This window comes from Salidesulfovibrio brasiliensis JCM 12178 (genome assembly GCF_001311825.1).
Taxonomy (GTDB): Bacteria; Desulfobacterota; Desulfovibrionia; order Desulfovibrionales; family Desulfovibrionaceae; genus Pseudodesulfovibrio; species Pseudodesulfovibrio brasiliensis.
Map to the genome: position 1 here is coordinate 1 of NZ_BBCB01000066.1, position 18,419 is coordinate 18,419.

Consider the following 18,419-nt stretch of genomic DNA (forward strand, 5'->3'; position numbering starts at 1 on the left):
GCCGGGTCGGTGAAGATGCCCGCGGCCTCGGGCGGCAGGGCAATGGCCTGCGTGCGGTGCAGCAGCGGCACGCCGGTTTCCTGCGCCCACTTGGCAAGTCCCCGGTTGGCGAGAATCATGAACTCGCTGACCATCAGCTCGGCACGCGGGCAGGGCGTCTTGAGGTCGATGAAGACCTCGGCGTTGTCCGGGAAGCCTTCCACGCGCACTTCCGGCTCGGGCTTGCGGATGATGCAGGCCCCGTCGTCGATGCGGCGGGCGATGAGTTTTTCCGAAAGCTCATGGGCGAGGGCGTAGATGTCGTCGTCCCCGTCCAGTGCGGCTTCAACCGCTTCGTAAGTGGTATTCTGCTGCACGGTGACCCACGCCAGCCGGGGCGTGGTTTCCAGCAACCGGCCTTCGGCGTCGAGCCGGAACTCGGCAACGGTGGCGGGCCGGGGCTGGCCTTCGAACAGACTGTAGAGGCCGGTGCCGAGGGCTTCCGGCATCATGTGGCTGGAGCCTTCGGGCAGGTACAGGCTGGTGGCGCGGTTGAAAACGGCGCGATCAAGTTCCGAACCGAACTCCCAGTGCGCGGTGGGCCGGGCCAGCGCCAGTTGCAGGCGGTAGCCGTCACCGTCACGTTCGATGAAAAATGCGTCGTCGATGTCGCGGGTGGTCGCCCCGTCAACGCTGATGAACGGCGTGGGGTCCACGGGCTGCTGGTCTGCCTCGAAGCGCTGGTGAAGGGCGTCCACGGCGTCGGAAAACTCCGCGCTCCAGTCGTCGCCCCAGTCGAACCCGGCAAGGTCGAGCTGAAAGTTGTGATGCGGCGGCAGCACGCCCCACTTCTGGGCAAGCAGCAGGGCGAGATGCGGGTGGTCGGGCAGCCCTTTCCGGACGGCGGTCCAGATTTTGGTTTCCGCATCGTCGAGGTTGTCGGCCACCACGGACTTGAGGATGTCGGCCAGCTGGTCGGCGGTCTCCTGATCCATGGGCGGCAGCTTGGGTTCGCAGCCGCAGCGGAGGGCGTCCCAGAGGATGCGGAAGAGGTCCTGACCGAGGCGGGTGACCGCCTCGCGCGCCTTTTCCTCTTCGCGCTGCCGGATGCGCTGCTCCACGGTCTCTTCGGAGTATATTTCGAATTTTGGCGGCCGGAACTTGAAGTGCGTCTTGGCGGAAAGCATGGCCCTGCCGAGTGCGGCGCTGTCGTCCGGGGTTGGCTCTTCCCAGAGAAGGCCCGCGAACCAGTCGAGGTCTGCCTCTTCGAGCTCACCTTGCGCCAGTTCCCACAGCTCCATGACGTCGATGCCCGCCTGAATGGCACCGCGTTTTTCCTGATGGCGGTTCAGGATGTCCTGAATCTCCTGCCGGGAGGCGTCGGGGGCGTACTCCGGGCCGGTCCACGGCAGGGCGCGCTGCGCGGGCATTTTCATTTCGCGTTTGTTGATGGTCCACAGGCGGAGCTTGCCGGACTGTTCGTCCAGCACGAAGGCCAGCTGCGGCTGGTCGCCCTGCATGAATTCGATGACCGCGCCGGGGCGGATGGTCGTGGGAAGTTTGGGTTTGGCCATGTATCTCTGCTGTTCGAATTTTCCGGGAAAGGCCGTGCGCTTTGTGCGTTCGTGGGCCGCCTACCGTCTATATCATTTCGTTCCCGCTGGCTAGTGGCGAGCGGGTGCCGGAAATGGGAACGGGAAGGGCCGTGCCCTTCCCGTTCCGTTTTGGAGAGTAGACGGATCATGCTTTCAATGATCCGGAAACGCCGTTTCTAGATCCAGTCGTCGTCCTCGCTGATGGGAGCGAAGCCGCGGCGCATGGTGTTTTCACACACGAGGCGCGGGTCCATGAACTGGAGCAGGTAATCCGGGCCGCCGGACTTGGAGCCGACGCCGGACATCTTGAATCCGCCGAAGGCGTGGCGTTCAACCAGCGCGCCGACGGAGGGCTTGTTCAGATAGAGGTTGCCGACCCGGAACTCGCGGGACACGCGCTCCAGATGCTTCGGGCTGCGGGAGTAGACCGCGCCGGTCAGGGCGAAGCGGGTGGAGTTGGCCCATTCGATGGCCTGATCCATGTCCTTGGCCTTCATGACGGCCAGCACCGGGCCGAAGACCTCTTCCTGCGCGATGCGGTGCTCGGGCGTGATGCCGTCCACGATGGTCAGGGGCACATAGCAGCCGCCGTCGGCACGGTACTTCTCGTCCGCTTCGCGCTTGACGAGGATCTTGCCTTCCTCCTCGGCGATGCGAACGTACTTCATCACGTTTTCCTGCGCGCCCTTGTCCACCACCGGGCCCATATAGTTGGCCGGGTCCTCGGAGGGGCCGAGCTTGACGGATTCGGCGGCTTCCTTCAGGCGGTGGATGAAGCGGTCGTAGATGGGCTCCAGCACAATGGCGCGGGAGCAGGCCGAGCACTTCTGGCCCTGGAAGCCGTATGCGGAGTAGAGGACGCCGAGCACGGCCTCGTCGAGGTCCGCGTCGTCGTCGATGATGATGGCGTTCTTGCCGCCCATTTCCGCCACCACGCGCTTGCAGTGGTCCTGACCGGGCTGCACCACGGCGGCCTTTTCCTGAATGCGAAGGCCCACTTCCATGGAGCCGGTGAAGGCGATCATGGAGATGTCCGGGTGCTCGACAAGGTAGTCGCCGATGACCGAGCCTCGGCCCGGGGTGTAGTTGAACACACCGTCGGGCAGGCCCACGGCGCGCCACATCTCTGCGAGTTGCCAGCCGATGACCGAGGAGATTCCGGCCGGCTTGTACAGCGTGGGGCAGCCGGAGACGATGGCCGCGGAGACCATGCCCACGGAGATGGCGAAGGGGAAGTTCCACGGCGCGATGACTGCGGCCACGCCCTTGCCCTGATAGAAGTACTGGCTGAACTCGCCCGGCGCGTTGCCCATGCGGCGGGGCTTGCCAAGGCGGATCATTTCGCGGGCGTAGTATTCCATGAAGTCGATGGCCTCGCCCACGTCCGCCTGTGCCTGATCCCACTGCTTGCCGACTTCGAGCACCTGCAGGGCCGAGAGACGCCAGACGTTCTTGCGGCACCATTCGGCGGCGTCGAGCAGGTACTGGGCGCGCTCTTTCGGGTCCACGTCGCGCCACGAGAGATAGGCTTCCTTGGCCCCGGCGATGGCGGTGTCGATCTCTTCCTTTCCGGCCTGACAGATGCTGCCGATGATCTCGGCGGGCTTGGCCGGGTTGTAGGAGTCGAGCATGTCCTCGGTGGTCACTTCCTTGCCGTTAATGAAGAGCGGGTACTGCTTGCCCAGCTCCTTGCGCCAGATGTCGATCTGCTCGGGGAAGGCGGCGCGCTGGGCCGGGACCGTGAAGTCAGTCGGGGGATAGTTCTTGAACGGCGGAATTTCGTCCTTGAGGCCTTCCACGCCCTTGCGCGGGCTGGGCTTGCAGGAGCTTTCCGCGAGCTGACGCCGAAGGGTCTCTTCGGGGTTCTCCAGCAGGCGGTCCATGTCGGCCTCGTCCGCGAAGGTCTGCTTAAGGAAGGACTCGTTGGCGGTGTTTTCCAGCAGGCGGCGCACGAGGTAGGCCATGCCGGGAATCAGCTCGCCGTAGGGGCAGTACAGGCGCACGCGCTTGGCCACGTTCTTGAGGCCCTTGCGGACCGGCTCGGCCATGCCGTAGAGCACCTGGAATTCGTATTTTTCATCCGGCACGTTCAGGGCCGTTGCCATTTCCTGCACGGCCGCGATGGAGCGGATGTTGTGCGAGGCGCAGGCGTAGTGGCAGATGTCGTGATTCTCGAGGATCAGCCTGGAGACGCGCTCGAAGCAGATGTCGGACTCGGGCTTGTGGGTCCAGACCGGGACCGGCCAGTCGTTTTGTTTGGCCAGCACGGTCTCGTAGTCCCAGTAGGCACCCTTGACGAGACGGATGGAGACCGGAAGGTCTTCCTCGCGGGCCCAGTCGAGGAAGTCGCGAACGTCCTGCTCCGTGCAGGTGAGGTAGGCCTGAAAGACGATGCCGAGGTGCGGGTAGTCGCGGTATTTGGTGCGCAGCCGCTTGTACAGCTCGATGGTGGCTTCCTTGTACTTGAGCTGCTCCATGTCGATGCACAGGAATCCGTCCATCTCCATGACCTTCTTGAAGACCGGCTCGATGTGGGCCATCATGCCGTCCACGGTGCCGTCCACGTCCACGGGCTTGGACTGGGAGTAGAAGGCCGAGGGCTTGACCGCCACGTTGACCTTGGGCGCGTGGCCCCAGTCCATGTCGTTGTCGGAATCAAGGGCGTTCCACTTGCCGTATTCCTTCTGGATGGCGTCGAGCACCTCGAGGTAGCCGTTCATGTATGCTGCGGACTCCTCTTCGGAGACCGTGGCCTCGCCCAGCAGGTCGAGCACGAAGGTGAAGCCGTCCTTCCTGAGCTTCTTGATGCCCTTGACCGCTTCCTTGCCTTCCTGCCCGATGATGAACTGGCGGGCCATGCCTTCGATATTGGAGCGGATGGTCTTGTTGAGCACCTTGGCCACGAGGCCGCCGCCGAACTTGGTCTTGGTGGCGCCCCATTTGAGGACGTCGGGGATGTTGGAATCATCGCCCGCGAAATATTCCTCGATGTGGCGCGAGAGGGAATCGGAGGTGTTGAGATAGGGCAGGACGTCCACGAAGCGGAACATCTGCACCTTGAAATCCTCGTTCTTCATGGACCAGTCCATGACTTTCCCTGTCCACCATCCCTTGTTGAAGATGGACGGCGCCTCACCGGAGATGGACTGGAAAAATTCCTTTCCTCTCTTGACGATCTTCGGATCGATGTCCTTGATTTCGATGCTCATGCTTCCTCTCCTTGGCGATATTTATTCAGACTCGTCCTGCGGGGACACGGGGATTCCCCGTGATTCCTTGACGGTCGTGAGCACGATGGTGGAATTGGTGTCGCGCACGGATTCGATCGCCCCGAACTTTGCCAGCGTCCGTTGCAGGTCTTCCGTGCTTTCCACGCGGACCTTGACCAGATACGGGGCCTGCCCCGCCGTGTAGTGGACCTCGAGAACTTCCGGGATTTTTGCCAGCTCCCGTCCGGTCTCGAAACTGCCCGCCGGTTCGTCGGTGAACACCATGGTGAAGGCGGTCAGTTTGCGGCCGAGCTTTTTCTGGTTTACCACTGCTTCATAGCCCTCGATGAGTCCTCGCCGCTCCAGCTTGCGAACGCGCTCCAGCACCGCAGACGGTGCCTTGCCAACTTGCCGGGCTATCTCTGCGTTGGAAATTCTGCCGTTTTCCTGAAGTATGTTCAGGATAACTCTGTCAAGCTCGTCAATAATTCTCTCATTCATAATTGTGGAGAATATTCTTCTGCAAGGTGTTTGTCAACAACAAGGTGTTCCCCTGTGTCTGAGGGACGATTCTTTTGCCAATCGTCTGCCGCTGAGGTAGGAGATGAATAATGTTGCAGAGTTCCATGCATAGGGCGGGGTGCCCATGAGTACGGCGCACGTAGCCGGAGCACTGGCGGCCGACGTTCGGAAGACTTCCGAAGGGGCGCGGACCGTGGTGGTCCTCTCGGGCCGTCTCGACGGCGGGACCGTCGGCGGTCTGTGGGACCGTGCGGCCGATGCCGTGGCCGGTGCCCGCAGCGCCGTGACCCTTGACTGTGCCCGCGTGGATTATCTGGACGGTTCCGGGGCGGCCATGCTGGTGATGATGCGCGACCGGGCCGCCCGGTCCGGGGGCAGCGTCAGCATCCGGGGCCTCAGTGACGAACTCCAGCGCATCCTTGAAATGACGTGGGCCTGTGAGGAGCCGAAGTGGACGGTCGAGAAGGAGCGCCGAGCTTTGCCGAGATGGTGGGCCGCAAGACCGAGGCCGCCTACAATGATCTCGTCGACTCCGTGGCCTTTGCCGGTGAGATCGTCGCCAACCTCGCCCAGAGCGTGCGACACCCCGGCAGGCTGCGCTGGAAGGACATTCTGCTGGCCTGCGTTCGCGTGGGCGTGGACAGCCTGCCCATTATCTTCCTGATCGGTTTTCTCATGGGCCTGATTCTCTCGTTTCAGTCGGCCGTGACCCTGCAGCGGTTCGGGGGCGAAATCTTCGTGCCCAACATGCTCGGGCTGGTGATGTTTCGCGAGATGGGGCCGCTGGTGACCTGCATTCTGCTGGCCGCCCGGTCCGGCTCGGCCTTTGCCGCGGAGATAGGCACCATGAAGGTCAACGAAGAGGTGGACGCGCTGAACACCATGGGGCTTTCGCCCACGCGCTTTCTGGTTACGCCCAAGATTCTGGCATCCATCCTCATGGCCCCGCTCATGACCATGTTTTTCAACTTCGCCGCGTTGGTGGGCGGTCTCATCGTCATGATCTCGCTGGGCTACCCGCTGGTGACGTACACCTCGCGGGTGTTCCAGAATCTGCAGTACACGGATTTCTACGGCGGGCTGATAAAGGCGCTTGTCTTCAGCATTCTCGTGGCGGGCATCGGCTGCCTGCGCGGCCTGCAGACCCGCTCCGGCGCGAGCGCGGTGGGGGATTCCACCACCAGCGCAGTGGTCTCCGGCATCATCCTCATCGCCTTTGCCGACGGTATCTTCGCGGTGGCCTACTACTATCTGGGGATATGACATGCGCGGCGAACCGGTCATAAATGTACGGAACCTCACCTGCGCTTACGGCGACTTCGTGGTGGTGCGGGACATCAGTTTCGAGGTGAACGAGGGCGAGGTCTTCGTGATCCTTGGCGGCTCCGGCTGCGGCAAGAGCACGGTGCTGAAGCATATGATCGGCCTGTATGAACCGGCCGAAGGCTCGGTCAGCATTCACGGCAGGCGGCTTACCGGTGCCGGTGAGCGAGAGCGAAACGAGATTCTGCGGAGCTTCGGGGTCATGTATCAGATGGGCGCGCTGTTCGGTTCCATGTCTCTGATGCAGAACGTCATGCTGCCGCTGGAGGAGTTTACCGACCTCCCGCGCGAGGCCCGCGAGATGGTGGCCGTGGCAAAGCTTGCCATGGTCGGGCTGGACAAATTCGCCTACAACCTGCCGTCCACCCTTTCCGGCGGCATGCAGAAGCGTGCGGCCATCGCCCGAGCCATGGCGCTTGATCCCGGCATACTTTTTCTGGACGAGCCGAGCGCCGGGCTGGACCCCGTTACCTCGGCGGAACTGGACGAGCTCATCAGGAGCCTTTCGCGAAATCTCGGCATCACGTTCGTCATCGTATCCCACGAGCTGGCGAGTATCTATTCCATTGCCGACAGGGTCATCATGCTGGACAAACAGACAAAGGGCATCGTGGCCGAAGGCGACCCGAGACAACTGCGCGAAGGCTCCGCCAGCGAGACCGTTCGCAGCTTTTTCAACAGAGAACCCGCGCACCATGCGGACGACGGGCACTGTCCCGTCCCCGCGGAGGAGGGCGCATGATCCGAAAACAGGACTACCTCAAGCTCGGCACCTTCGTGATTATCGGCACCCTGCTGCTGGTGTTCATGGTCGTGGTGCTCGGGGCAGGGCAATATTTCAAGACCACCCTTACCGTGGAGACGTATATTCAGGAGTCGGTCAACGGCCTCGACATAGGCTCGCCCGTCAAGCTCAAGGGCGTGAAGGTCGGCTCGGTCTCGGACATCGGTTTCGTGCACAACCGCTATTCGGAGGACTATCGGTACGTTCTGGTGGAGTGTCAGCTCGACCTCGACAGGCTTGGCTCGGAAAGCGTGCAGCAGTTCATGGACAAGGCGCGGCGCGACGTGCAGCGAGGCCTGCGCATGAAGCCGAGCACCATCGGCCTTACCGGGCAGCTCTATCTGAACATCGACTACGTGGACCCCAAGGCCAACCCGCCGCTGCGCATCGACTGGCAGCCCGAGAATCTTTACATACCGTCCGTTCCGAGCACGCTGAACAAGCTCGAGGCGGCCGTGACCAACATCAGCAATTTCGTGAAAGGACTTTCCAAGGAAGACATCGAGGCGATCATCACGCAGGTCAGAAAGATCGTGGAGGGTGTGGGCAAGTTCATGAAGACTGCCGAAGGCAAGAACATCGGCAAGCTCATTCAGGCCAACCTCACCGAGACCGAGAAGACGCTCCGGCGCGTCAACCAGATTCTGTCAGACCCGGCAGCGGAACAAATCATCCCCGATGCGGCGGGAGCAATGGCCGGTGTACGCGACATCGTGGAACGCTCGGGCGACGACGTCGTGGCCGCCGTGTCCGACGCGCGATCGGCCATGAAGTCGTTCAAGAGCGCATCCGCCGCACTGGAAGGCTTCCTCAACGACCCGAAGCTGGCCGAGAACATGGACGGCCTCGGAGAAACGCTCAAGAACGTGAACGATGCTTCGGTGGAGGTGAAGGCCTCGGTCCTCAAGCTGCATGCCGTGCTTAACCGGCTGAACATGATCGCCGCCGGACAGCAGGGCACCATCCGCGCCATCCTCGAAGACGCGCGCACGCTCATGGAAAACCTCAAGGAACTCAGCGGGGACGCCAAGCGCTATCCTTCCGGCGTCATCTTCGGCGCGCCCCCGGCCAAAACCAGCCCCGGAGACGAACGATGACCCGTACCGTTTTGCTCATCACCATAGCGACCCTGCTCGTGGCCGGGTGCGTGAAGCTCAAGAACGAGCCGCTCAATCGCAAGAACTACGTTTTCGAAGTGGCGCGACAGGCAGCCCCACGCGAGGACTCAGGTAAGATGATCCGGCTGCTTCGCCTTGGCATCGCCCCGGCCTATGGCGGCAAGGAGCTTGTCTACCGACTGCCGGGCGGGCAGGTTCAGGCCGACTATTACAATGAATACTTCAGCAGTCCGGAGTTGCTCCTCTCGCAGGAGTTGACCCGCTGGCTCCGGGATTCCGGCGTGGCCACGCTGGTAATGGCCGACAGCGTGGCGCTTACGGACGCCGCGCTGGAAGCTCCATCACCGAACTCTACGGCGATTTCACCGGCGACACGGCACAGGCAGTACTGGAGATGCAGTTCTTCCTCGTTTCAGAGCGCGGCGATCCGAAGGTGCTTTACCATAGAACCTTCCGCGAAACCGAGCCCGTGACATCGGAAACGCCGGAAGCGCTGGTTCAGGCCATGAACCGCGCTGCGGCAAGCATATTCGCGGCGCTGGAGGCCGATCTCGCGGAGGCGCTCTAGTCTTGAGGCGTGGGTGAAAGCACTCGGGTGATCTCGTCGGCGAGTGCCTCGATCTGCATCGGTTTGGGTATGAAGCCGTCCATGTCGGCTTCGGTGAACTGGTGTCGGTCTTCTTCAAGAACATGCGCGGTCATGGCGATGATGGGCACGTCGGAGCGCGTTTTGAGCGAGCGGGACGCCCGTATCCTGCGCGTTGCCTCAAGGCCGTTTATGCCGGGCATCTGAATGTCCATGAGCACGCAATCGTACTCCCGGTCCCGAAGCATCTTGAGCGCGTCCGCGCCGTCTGCGGCGGCGTCGCCCGTGTGGCCCAGTTTTTTCAGAAAGCGGGTCACGGCCATGCGGCTGATGCGGTCGTCGTCCACCACCAGAATGTGTCGGCCTGTGACTCTGTCCCCGCGCTCGGCTGCGGAAACGGTTTCAATGCGTTCATCCACCGGCAGCAACACGGCAACCGTGGTGCCCACACCCTCTTCCGTATCCAGACAGATTCCGCCTCCCATAAGCCCGGCAAGCCGCTGCACGATGCCCAGCCCCAGCCCTGCGCCATGCTTGGCCGAGTTGTGCGGGGAGTCCACCTGAACGAAGGGGTCGAAAATGGTGTCCAGCGCCTCCGCCGAAATGCCGCAGCCTGTGTCCTCAACGGTTATCAGGTAGAGGCGTTTTCCGCCCTGCATGTGCGGCAGGCGGGTCAGGGACAGGGTCACGCTGCCTTTCTGGGTGTTTTTCAGCGCGTTGCCGGTGAGGTTGTAGCAGATCTGTTCCACTTTCCCGGCATCGACGCGGACTTCGGGCGGGATATCCCCCGTAAGTTCGCTCTGCAGGCTGACGGCAGGCGGCACCTGTGTATTCATGGTTGTGAGGAGCGTCTCCAGCAGCCGTTCAAGATTAACCACTTCCTCGTGCAGCCGGAACTTTCCTGCCTCGGCGCTGGTCAGGCTGAGGAGATTGTTGATGATGCGAAGGAGCGATTGGCCGGAGTCGTACGCGGTATGCAGGAACTCTTTGCTCTCCTTGTCCTGTTCGGAATGATCGAGCAGTTGGAGCATGGCCAGCACACCGTTGAGCGGGGTGCGGAGTTCATGGCTCATGCTTGCGAGAAAATCGCTCTTGGAGCGGTTGGCGTGCTCGGCTTCAAGGCGGGAACGGACAATCTCGCGTTCGGCCCGTTTACGGTCGGAGATGTCCATGATGATGCCCATGGCCCGGACAGGCGTTCCGTCCTCGTCGCGTTCCACGATGCGACCCACCCCCATTATCCATTTCCAGTCGTTTTCATTGAAGCGGATGCGGAACTCTCCGCTGAACACGTCTGAACTTGCGGAGTAGTGCTCGCTGACTGCCGTGAATATGTGGGCGTGGTCGTCGGGGTGGATGATCTCACGCCATTGTGCGAGCGTATGGGGCAGATTGTCCGGAGTTGCGGCAAGGATGCTTTTTGCCAGCCTGCTGTAGGTCATGCCGCTTCTTTCCCAGCTCCAGTAGCCCATGCCTGCGGCGCGCAGGGTTATCTCAAGGTCCTGCCGCGACTGTTCAAGCCGCTTCCGTGCCTTGGAAAGACGGTGCAGGTGTCCGCGTACCAACAGGTAGACGAGCAGGGCCGTAACCAGAACATAGAACCAGCCCTTGACGGTTTGGACCTGCTGCATCACCTGCGGACTGCTGATGAACAGCTCCAGCGCTTTGTCCGAAAGAAGAATCCAGAGGAAGCCCGCCAGCGCATAGATGCCGGCAATCTTTAGTGAGGCCCTTGCGTTGGAAGACGGTTTTTGATCCATTGCTCGTCCTGTTTCGACCATGTCATGGGAAAACCAAGTTTGAGCATATCAGGGCGGCACGGTACGTGACAGTATTATTTACTCAAGCATGCCATGCTCAGAGAGTTCGCTTTCCATGGATTCCCACTGCGCGAAGAGCGTTTCCAGCTCACTCTCCAGCGTTTCCATTCGCTCCTTGAGTCGCACCACCTCTGCGCCGTCGCCTTTGTAAAGCTCGGGATCGCCGAGCCGCTCCTGACAGGCCTCTATGTCCGCTTCCAGCGTTTCGATGCGCGCGGGGACGGTCTTGATCTCTTCGGCCATGCGCTCCAGCCGGAACTTGTCCTTGTAGCTGAGCTTTTGTTTCTTCTCGGGTTTGGAGGCCGATTCGGGAGCGGTTTGTGCCGCTTCGGGAGCCTGTTTACAGGCTGCTGGTGCCGTGGGTTTCGTCTGGGGGCGCTGTCGGAGCCAATCGTCGTAGCCGCCCACGTATTCGCGGACAACGCCCTGTCCCTCAAGGGCCAGCGTGGAGGTGACCACGTTGTTCAGGAATTCGCGGTCATGGCTGACGAGAAGCAGCGTGCCGGAATAGTCGAGCAGGATGTCCTCGAGCAGGTCGAGGGTTTCGGCGTCGAGGTCGTTGGTGGGTTCGTCCATGACCAATACGTTGGACGGACGGGTGAAAAGCCGGGCCAGCAGCAGGCGGTTTCTCTCGCCGCCCGAGAGGACGTGCACCGGGAGGTTGGCGCGGTCCGGGGTGAACAGGAACCGCTTCAGCCAGCCCATGACGTGCACGCGCTTGTCGCCCACGGAGATGAAGTCCGCGCCGGATGCGATGTTGTCCCGCGCGCTCTTGTCCATCTCCAGCGTTTCGCGGTGCTGGTCGTAGTAGAGTATCTCGATGTTGGTGCCGTGTCGGACCGAGCCGGACTGCGGTTCGAGCTGGCCGAGGAGCAGCCGGAGCAGGGTGGTCTTGCCCGCGCCGTTGGGACCGATCAGGCCGACCTTGTCTCCGCGCATGATGGCGGTGCTGAGGTCGGAGACGATGGGCTTTCCTTCGTAGGCGAAGCAGAGGTTTGTCGTTTCCGCCACGAGCTTTCCGGTGCGACCGGCCTCCTGCACAAGCATGTCCGCCTTGCCGGGACGGTTGCGCCATCCGGAGCGTTCCTGACGGAGCTTCCTGAGTTCGCGCACACGGCCCATGTTGCGGGTGCGGCGGGCCTTGATGCCCTGCCGAATCCACGCCTCTTCCTGAGCGAGCTTTTTCTCGAAATTGTGCCGCTGTTTTTCTTCGGCTTCCAGTTCCGCTTCCTTGCGGTCGAGGTAGGTGTCGTAGCCGCAGTCGAAGCTGGAGAGCCGCCCCCGGTCCAGTTCCAGAATCCGGGTGGAGAGGCTGCGCAGGAACGCGCGGTCATGGGTGACGAAGAGCATGGTCTTGACCCGCCTCGTCAGGAATTCCTCCAGCCAGACGATGGCCTCGATGTCCAGATGGTTGGTGGGTTCGTCGAGGATGAGCAGGTCCGGGCCGCAGACCAATGCTCGGGCCAGAAGCGCGCGGCGCTGGGTGCCGCCGGAGAGGATGGAGAACGGTTCGTCCGCCTGCAAATCGAGATGCGACAGCACGGTCTCGACGGTGCGGTGCGCTTCCCAGCCGCCTTCGCGCTCGATGGCGGTCTGGGCCGTTTCCATGGCGTTGATTGCGGCCTGTTCGTCGCCTGTGCCGGTTTCCAGCGCGTGGCTTGCGTTGTGGTAGGCGATGAGGTGGCGGCCGAGCGCGCCGAGGCCCTCGCAGGCCACTTCGTACACCGTGCCGGTGATGCCTTCGGGTACGTCCTGCGGCAGCATGGCCACCTTTGCGCCCTGACTGAAGGCGATGTCGCCGCTGTCCGGGGCCATATCGCCGCTGACGACTTTAAGCAGCGTGGACTTGCCCTCGCCGTTGCGACCCATGAGGCAGACGCGCTCGCCGGGTTCCACGAGGAAACTCACGCCCTCGAGCAGCGTGGTGCCGGTGAAGTTGAGCGTGACGTCCTTGACGTTCAGCAGCGACATGAAGGGGCTATTTCGCCTGCGCGGCAGCGGCTTCGAAGGTCTTGAGCCGTTCGTCGTAAGGCGGATGGCCGAAAAAGGCCGAGCCGGAAACGAGCACGTCCGCGCCTGCTGAAACCAGCTCGGCGGTGTTTTCAGGAGTCACGCCGCCGTCGATCTGGATCAGGGTGTCGCAGCCAGCGTCCCGGATCATGGCCTTGAGGTCGCGCAGCTTGTCCATGGTGAAGGGAATGAACTTCTGGCCGCCGAAGCCCGGGTTCACGGACATGAGCAGCACCATGTGCAGCTGGGGGAGCAGATACTTGATGCTCTCCACCGGGGTGTGCGGGTTGAGCGACACGGCGGGCTTGCACCCGGCGTCCGCGATCTGGGCGCAGACGCGTTCCAGATGGGTGCAGGCCTCGGCGTGAACGCAGATGAGGTCCGCGCCCGCGTCCGCAAAGTCCTGAATGTAGCGGCCCGGGTCTTCGATCATCAGGTGACAGTCGAAAAAGAGATTCGAGCGCTTGCGCATGGCCTTGATGATCGGCGGGCCGAAGGTGATGTTGGGCACGAAGTTGCCGTCCATCACGTCGAGATGGACCCACTTGAGCCCGGCGGCCTCAAGGGCCTCCAGTTCGGCCTGCATATTGGCGAAATCCGAGGAAAGCATGGACGGGGAAAGGATCATTGGTTTTCTCCGTGTCGTGAAAATTGAAAAACCGTTGCCGCGTCGGTGGCGGCAACGGTCTTGTAGTTCGTTTCACCCCGAAGGGCAAGGGCGGGCTACTGCTTGAGGTCCTCCACGAGGGTGCGGACCTCGGTGGCCAGCCGGGCAAGCTCGGCCACGGCGCTGGCGGACTGGCTCATGGCCTCGTCCATTTCCGTGGCCTGCTCGTCCACGCTGGTGACGGTGCGCGTAACCTGCTCGCTGGTGGCGGACTGTTCTTCGGCGGCGGTGGCGATGTTTCGTACGCGGTCGTCCGTGGAGGCCACCACCTCGACGATGGAGGAAAGGGCGACTCCGGCCTCGTCCGCCAGATCGGTGGCCTTGCCCACCGAGGAAACCGCCTCGCTGATGGCCCGCGCGTTCTGGTCCGCGCCCTGGCGGATGGAGGAGACCGCGGTTTCCACTTCGCCGGTGGCCTGCATGGTCTTCTCCGCGAGCTTGCGAACCTCGTCGGCCACCACCGCGAAGCCTCGTCCGGCCTCTCCGGCGCGCGCGGCCTCAATGGCGGCGTTGAGCGCCAGCAGGTTGGTCTGATCCGCGATGTCGTTGATGACATGCATGATCTCGCCGATGCTCTGGACCTTGCTGCCGAGGTCGGCGATGGATTCGTTCATGGCGTCCGCGCGCTCCTGCACCTCGCCGATGGCCGTGACCACCTGCCGGACCACGTCGCCGCCCTTGGTGGCATGCTCGTTGGCCGTGGTGGCATTTTCTGCCGCGTCCGAGGCGTTGCGGGCGATTTCGATGACCGTGGCGCTCATCTGCTGCATTGCAGAGGAAGCCTCGGCGCTCATGCCCTTCTGGTTGGCCGTGCCGCGTTTGACCTGCTCCATCTGCACCGAAAGCTCTTCGGCAGCGGCGGAAAGGTGGGAGACGATGTCTTCGGCGCGCTCTGCGGATTCCATCATGCGCTTCTGGGCAAGCTTGATGGTGGTCTGATCCTTGACCACCTCGAAGGCCCCTGCCACTTCGCCGTTTTCATCCCTGATGGGGATGGCGATGTATTCGATGTCGAGATTGTGTGTGCCGGGGTGGGCGTCCGTTTCGGAGCGGGCCTGCGCGTTTTCCAGAATGGCCTTGGCGCAGGCGCAGTTCCCGGTGTTGCAGTCGGAGGTGCGGAAGTGCTCGGAGCACTGCTGGCCGACTAGTTCCTCGGGGTCTTTGTCGTCAAGGGCCGCGCCGAGGTGGTTCATGTAGAGTATGCGAAGGTCGTTGTCCACGGCCATGACGGGCAGGGGCATGGTGTCCAGAATGCTCACGATGCTGTCGGCCATGGAGTTGCCGTTGCGGATGAGGTCGGCGTATGCGCCGTCAAAGGCCGCTTCGTCACCACGGCTGTTCAGGCGGCCGAGGCGGATGTCGCGGGCAAGATTGCCAAAGTCGCCGAGGACCTTTTTGAGGGTCACGGGGATGTCAGCGATGGCGCGGGCGATGGCGCCGATCTCGTCACTGCGGTTCACGTCGAGGGTCGCGTCGAGATCGCCTCGGGCCACGGCCTCGGCAAAGCGTTGCGACTTGCGCAGCGAGCGCGAGAGGGACAGGGCGAAAAGAACGGAAATGATGAGCGTTATGCCGGTGGCGGCTGCCGCGCTCACGCCCATGGAGACGAGCGCTCCCTGCTCCGCCTCGCGGGCGTTCTGGACTGCTGCGGCCTTGGCCGGGTCGATCTGTTCGGCTATGAGCGTGTCGACCGCCTGCGTCACGGCATCGGCGTTTTCCCGAATCTCTTTGCGCAGTTTTTTCTCTTCCTCGTTGACCTTGTTGAGCTTGCCGAGGTTGTCGTTGATGCCTGAGAGAATGTCCGAAATGTTTTTTGCCGTGCTTTCAAGTTCAGCGTTTCCGGCTACTGCGTCTTCCCATTCGAAAAGGCCGCTGGTGGCCATGGCGAGGTCGTTCTCGACCTCGTTGAGCTTTTGCGGATTGCCTGTGACCACGTACTCATGCACGCCGGACACGGCCTTGTTGACCGGAATGGAAATGTTTTCATCAAGGATGACCTGCATGTTGTACCAGCGGATGACGGCCTGAACGTCGCCGTTCACCTCGCTCATCTGCCGCTCCGGCGCGATGATCATGGTCACGGACTCCTTGATCTTGGCGGCGAGGTCCGTGGCCAGCGAGTCGGTGTAGCCGAGGGTGCGTTTCTTCTGGCGCAACAGGCTGCGGTAGCTGCCCATGATCTTGTCGATGGCCTTGATGCGCTCTTCAACGGGCTTGGCGCGTTCCACCAGCTGTGGGTGGTCAGCCACGGTATCCATCCAGAGCCGGAGGCTGTTTTTCGTATTGGAGATGGCGCGGGAGTACCCCACGTAGTTTTGCTGCGTGGGCGCGTTCACATACCCTTGAATCCGGTTGGTGGCCTTCATGAGGTTCATGACCACTTTGTCTTTCATCATTGCGTCGATTTCCGACCAGCGCACATAGGAATCGAGGTCCCGTCCAACGGAATGTATTCCCTGATATGCGGCCACGATGATGAATCCGGCAGCGGCCAGTGTAATGAGAGCCAACCCGATCTGTTTTCCCAACACGTTCAGTTTCTTCATGATATTCTCCGGCTATGCATATACGTCAGACCGGATTTCGCTATCACAGCTGAACACGTATGTCACATGTCAGGCGATAAAAAATCCATTCGAATATCTAATATCGAATATTGCGAGCGCAAAAAAAGAGGACCCGCCTGCGCGGATCCTCTTTAAAATCGGAAAACAAAACAGCCGTTTTAGTCGTCCATGCGAAAATCGACCTTGATTTTGAACATTTTACTGGCCGGAAGATTGAGCACTTTTATTCCGGTTTTTTCCGTGATCTCTCCGAGGACAGCCTCGACAGCGTCCATGTCCGGGGCGATCATGGTGAACCAGATGTTGAACTCGTTCTCGCGGAGGTAGTTGTGCGTGACGCCGTCGTGCCGATTCACCTCGGCCACGAATTCGTCGATTTTCTCTTCGGGAACGCTCGCGGCGCAGAGGGTGGACTGCAGCCGAGCTTTTTGGACTGGTAGTTGGCTCCCATGCGGCGGATCAGCCCGGTCTCCTTGAGGGCGCGGACGCGGGCCAGTGTCTCGGCCTCGGTCAGGCCCACACGCCTGCCCACTTCCTCGTAGGGGCGGGAGCAGAGCGGGAAGTCGGACTGGATGATGTCCAGAATCTGTTTGTCGTAGTTGTCCATGCGCTACTTCCTCGGTTGCTTCTTGGGCTGGTAGGAGCACAGCGGCTCCTCTTCAAGGTAGTTGCCCTTCATGGTCTGGGCTCTGGCACGGCAGCCGCCGCACACGCGCTCGTACTCGCAGTGGCCGCATTTGCCTTCGTAGACCTCGGGATTGCGCAGGTTCCGGAAGTGCTGGGTGTTGCGCCACAGCTCCGGGAAGGGCGTTTCCAGCACGTTGCCGCAGTCCAGTTCGAGGTAGCCGCAGGGCTGCACCTGCCCGCGATGGGAGATGAAGCAGAAGCCGACCCCGCCCAGACAGCCGCGGCTGACCGCGTCGAGACCGAAGTTCTCGAAGTTGACCGGGATGCCGTCTTCCTTGGCCCGCTGGCGGAGGATGCGGTGGTAGTGCGGGGCGCAGGTGGCCTTGAGCTGCATGTCCGTGGTCTTCTGGAAATCGTAGAACCAGTTGAGCACGTCCTCGTATTCTTCTGCGGAGATGACCTGTGCGCCCAGCTCTTCGGCCCGGCCCGTGGGCACCAGCAGGAAGATGTGCCATGCCGCTGCACCGAGTTTTTCGCAGAGGTCGAAATGTCCTTGAAGAACGGGAGATTGTCGCGGGTGACGGTGGTGTTGAGCTGAAACTCTATCCCTGCGTCCTTCAGGTACTGGATGCCCTGCATGGCCTTGTCGAAGGCCCCCACTTCGCCGCGAAACTCGTCGTGCTGCGCCGCTGTGGGCGCGTCGATGGAGATGGAGCAGCGCTCGATGCCCGCTTCCTTCATCTTCCTGGCGGTTTCGGGCGTGATGAGCGTGCCGTTGGGCGCCATGACGCAGCGCAGCCCCTTGCTCTTGGCGTAGGCGATGAGCTCGTACACGTCGTGACGCATCATGGGCTCGCCGCCGGTGAAGATGATGATGGGGTTGCCCACGTCCGGGAAGGTGTCGATGAGCGCCTTGGCCTGTTCCGTGGAGAGCTCGCCCTCGTAGGGTTCCACGTGCGCCTCGGCCCGGCAGTGTTTGCAGGCGAGGTTGCAGGAGCGGGTCACTTCCCATGCCACGAGGCGGCAGACCGGGCTGCCGTCCTCAAGCGTCATCTTCGGTTTGGTCTCTGCCCCGGGGTGGCTCTTGCCGTGCGGGTGTCCGCCGGGATGGCCGCCGGGGTGCCCTTCGGGCGGGCAGCCCTTGTGTCCGTGCATATCGTTATCCGTTCAGAACGCGCAGGGCGTCCTCGGTGAAGTAGGTCAGAATGAGGTCGGCCCCGGCTCGCTTGAAGGCCATGAGGGATTCCATCATGACCGCGTCGCCGTCCATCCAGCCGTTTTGTGCCGCAGCCTTGATCATGCTGTACTCGCCGCTGACCTGATAGGCGGCCACCGGGGCATCGTAGTTGTCGCGCAGGGCGCGCACGATGTCGAGGTACGGCAGGCCGGGTTTGACCATGAGGATGTCCGCGCCCTCGGCGAGGTCGGCCTCGGCTTCGCGCATGGCCTCGCGGCCGTTGGCCGGGTCCATCTGGTAGCTCTTGCGGTCGCCGCAGGAGGGGCAGTTTTCCGCTGCTTCGCGGAACGGGCCGTAGAACGCCGAGGCGTATTTCACGGCATAGCTCATGATCGGCGCGTTCACGAACCGGCCTCGTCGAGGCGGTCGCGGATG

At 62.1% G+C, this 18,419-nt stretch carries 14 protein-coding genes and 2 pseudogenes; 6 read left to right on the plus strand and 10 right to left on the minus strand.

The window, feature by feature from the left end:
* From JCM12178_RS13275 to JCM12178_RS13285, 3 genes are all read right to left on the minus strand, one after another.
* On the minus strand, nucleotides 1–1,553 hold a 1,553-nt coding region (locus JCM12178_RS13275; protein WP_083465935.1), incomplete at its 3' end, for a ribonuclease catalytic domain-containing protein.
* A gap of 197 nt (nucleotides 1,554–1,750) precedes the next feature.
* Nucleotides 1,751–4,783, minus strand: coding sequence for a proline dehydrogenase family protein (locus tag JCM12178_RS13280; protein WP_054651979.1), 3,033 nt, complete (start codon nucleotides 4,781–4,783; stop codon nucleotides 1,751–1,753).
* Between the two features lie 21 nt (nucleotides 4,784–4,804).
* Nucleotides 4,805–5,284, minus strand: coding sequence for an Lrp/AsnC family transcriptional regulator (locus JCM12178_RS13285; RefSeq protein WP_172677136.1), 480 nt, complete (start codon nucleotides 5,282–5,284; stop codon nucleotides 4,805–4,807).
* A gap of 145 nt (nucleotides 5,285–5,429) precedes the next feature.
* Here JCM12178_RS13285 and JCM12178_RS19890 point away from each other — a divergent pair, with 145 nt between their 5' ends.
* Genes JCM12178_RS19890 through JCM12178_RS17920 form a run of 6 tightly spaced genes read left to right on the plus strand, consistent with a single transcriptional unit; the run spans nucleotide 5,430 to nucleotide 9,098 of the window.
* On the plus strand, nucleotides 5,430–5,969 hold the full coding sequence (locus JCM12178_RS19890) for an STAS domain-containing protein (protein WP_245628774.1): 540 nt from the start codon (nucleotides 5,430–5,432) through the stop codon (nucleotides 5,967–5,969).
* Nucleotides 5,970–5,980: 11 nt separating this feature from the next.
* A complete protein-coding gene (locus JCM12178_RS19895; RefSeq protein ID WP_245628775.1) occupies nucleotides 5,981–6,568 on the plus strand; it encodes an MlaE family ABC transporter permease in 588 nt (195 codons plus the stop codon).
* Nucleotide 6,569: 1 nt separating this feature from the next.
* Nucleotides 6,570–7,370 (plus strand): ABC transporter ATP-binding protein, encoded by an 801-nt coding sequence (locus tag JCM12178_RS13295; RefSeq protein ID WP_054651980.1) that lies wholly within the window; start codon nucleotides 6,570–6,572, stop codon nucleotides 7,368–7,370.
* A complete protein-coding gene (locus tag JCM12178_RS13300; RefSeq protein ID WP_054651981.1) occupies nucleotides 7,367–8,509 on the plus strand; it encodes an MlaD family protein in 1,143 nt (380 codons plus the stop codon). Before JCM12178_RS13295 ends, JCM12178_RS13300 begins: the two co-directional genes overlap by 4 nt.
* Nucleotides 8,506–9,003, plus strand: coding sequence for a hypothetical protein (locus tag JCM12178_RS18415; protein WP_054651982.1), 498 nt, complete (start codon nucleotides 8,506–8,508; stop codon nucleotides 9,001–9,003). Before JCM12178_RS13300 ends, JCM12178_RS18415 begins: the two co-directional genes overlap by 4 nt.
* On the plus strand, nucleotides 8,925–9,098 hold the full coding sequence (locus tag JCM12178_RS17920; protein WP_083465936.1) for an ABC-type transport auxiliary lipoprotein family protein: 174 nt from the start codon (nucleotides 8,925–8,927) through the stop codon (nucleotides 9,096–9,098). Before JCM12178_RS18415 ends, JCM12178_RS17920 begins: the two co-directional genes overlap by 79 nt.
* Here JCM12178_RS17920 and JCM12178_RS13310 read toward each other — a convergent pair.
* The 7 genes and pseudogenes from JCM12178_RS13310 to JCM12178_RS13340 all read right to left on the minus strand — a co-directional run.
* Complete coding sequence (locus JCM12178_RS13310) at nucleotides 9,095–10,876, minus strand: response regulator (RefSeq protein ID WP_054651983.1); 1,782 nt, start codon at nucleotides 10,874–10,876, stop codon at nucleotides 9,095–9,097. The two genes, JCM12178_RS17920 and JCM12178_RS13310, sit on opposite strands and share 4 nt — an antisense overlap.
* Nucleotides 10,877–10,954: 78 nt before the next feature.
* The gene (locus JCM12178_RS13315) at nucleotides 10,955–12,907 is read right to left on the minus strand and encodes an ATP-binding cassette domain-containing protein (protein WP_054651984.1); all 1,953 of its coding nucleotides are present in this window, start codon (nucleotides 12,905–12,907) and stop codon (nucleotides 10,955–10,957) included.
* Nucleotides 12,908–12,914: 7 nt separating this feature from the next.
* A complete protein-coding gene (gene rpe, locus JCM12178_RS13320) occupies nucleotides 12,915–13,574 on the minus strand; it encodes a ribulose-phosphate 3-epimerase (RefSeq protein WP_054651985.1) in 660 nt (219 codons plus the stop codon).
* Between the two features lie 95 nt (nucleotides 13,575–13,669).
* Nucleotides 13,670–16,159, minus strand: coding sequence for a methyl-accepting chemotaxis protein (locus tag JCM12178_RS13325; protein ID WP_054651986.1), 2,490 nt, complete (start codon nucleotides 16,157–16,159; stop codon nucleotides 13,670–13,672).
* A 179-nt stretch (nucleotides 16,160–16,338) separates the two neighbouring features.
* Nucleotides 16,339–16,787, minus strand: a pseudogene (gene ahbA, locus JCM12178_RS13330) (siroheme decarboxylase subunit alpha).
* Between the two features lie 3 nt (nucleotides 16,788–16,790).
* A pseudogene (gene ahbD / locus JCM12178_RS13335) lies at nucleotides 16,791–17,962 on the minus strand (heme b synthase).
* 4 nt (nucleotides 17,963–17,966) lie between these two features.
* The coding region (locus JCM12178_RS13340; RefSeq protein WP_500799077.1) for a porphobilinogen synthase at nucleotides 17,967–18,419 on the minus strand (453 nt) is incomplete at its 5' end.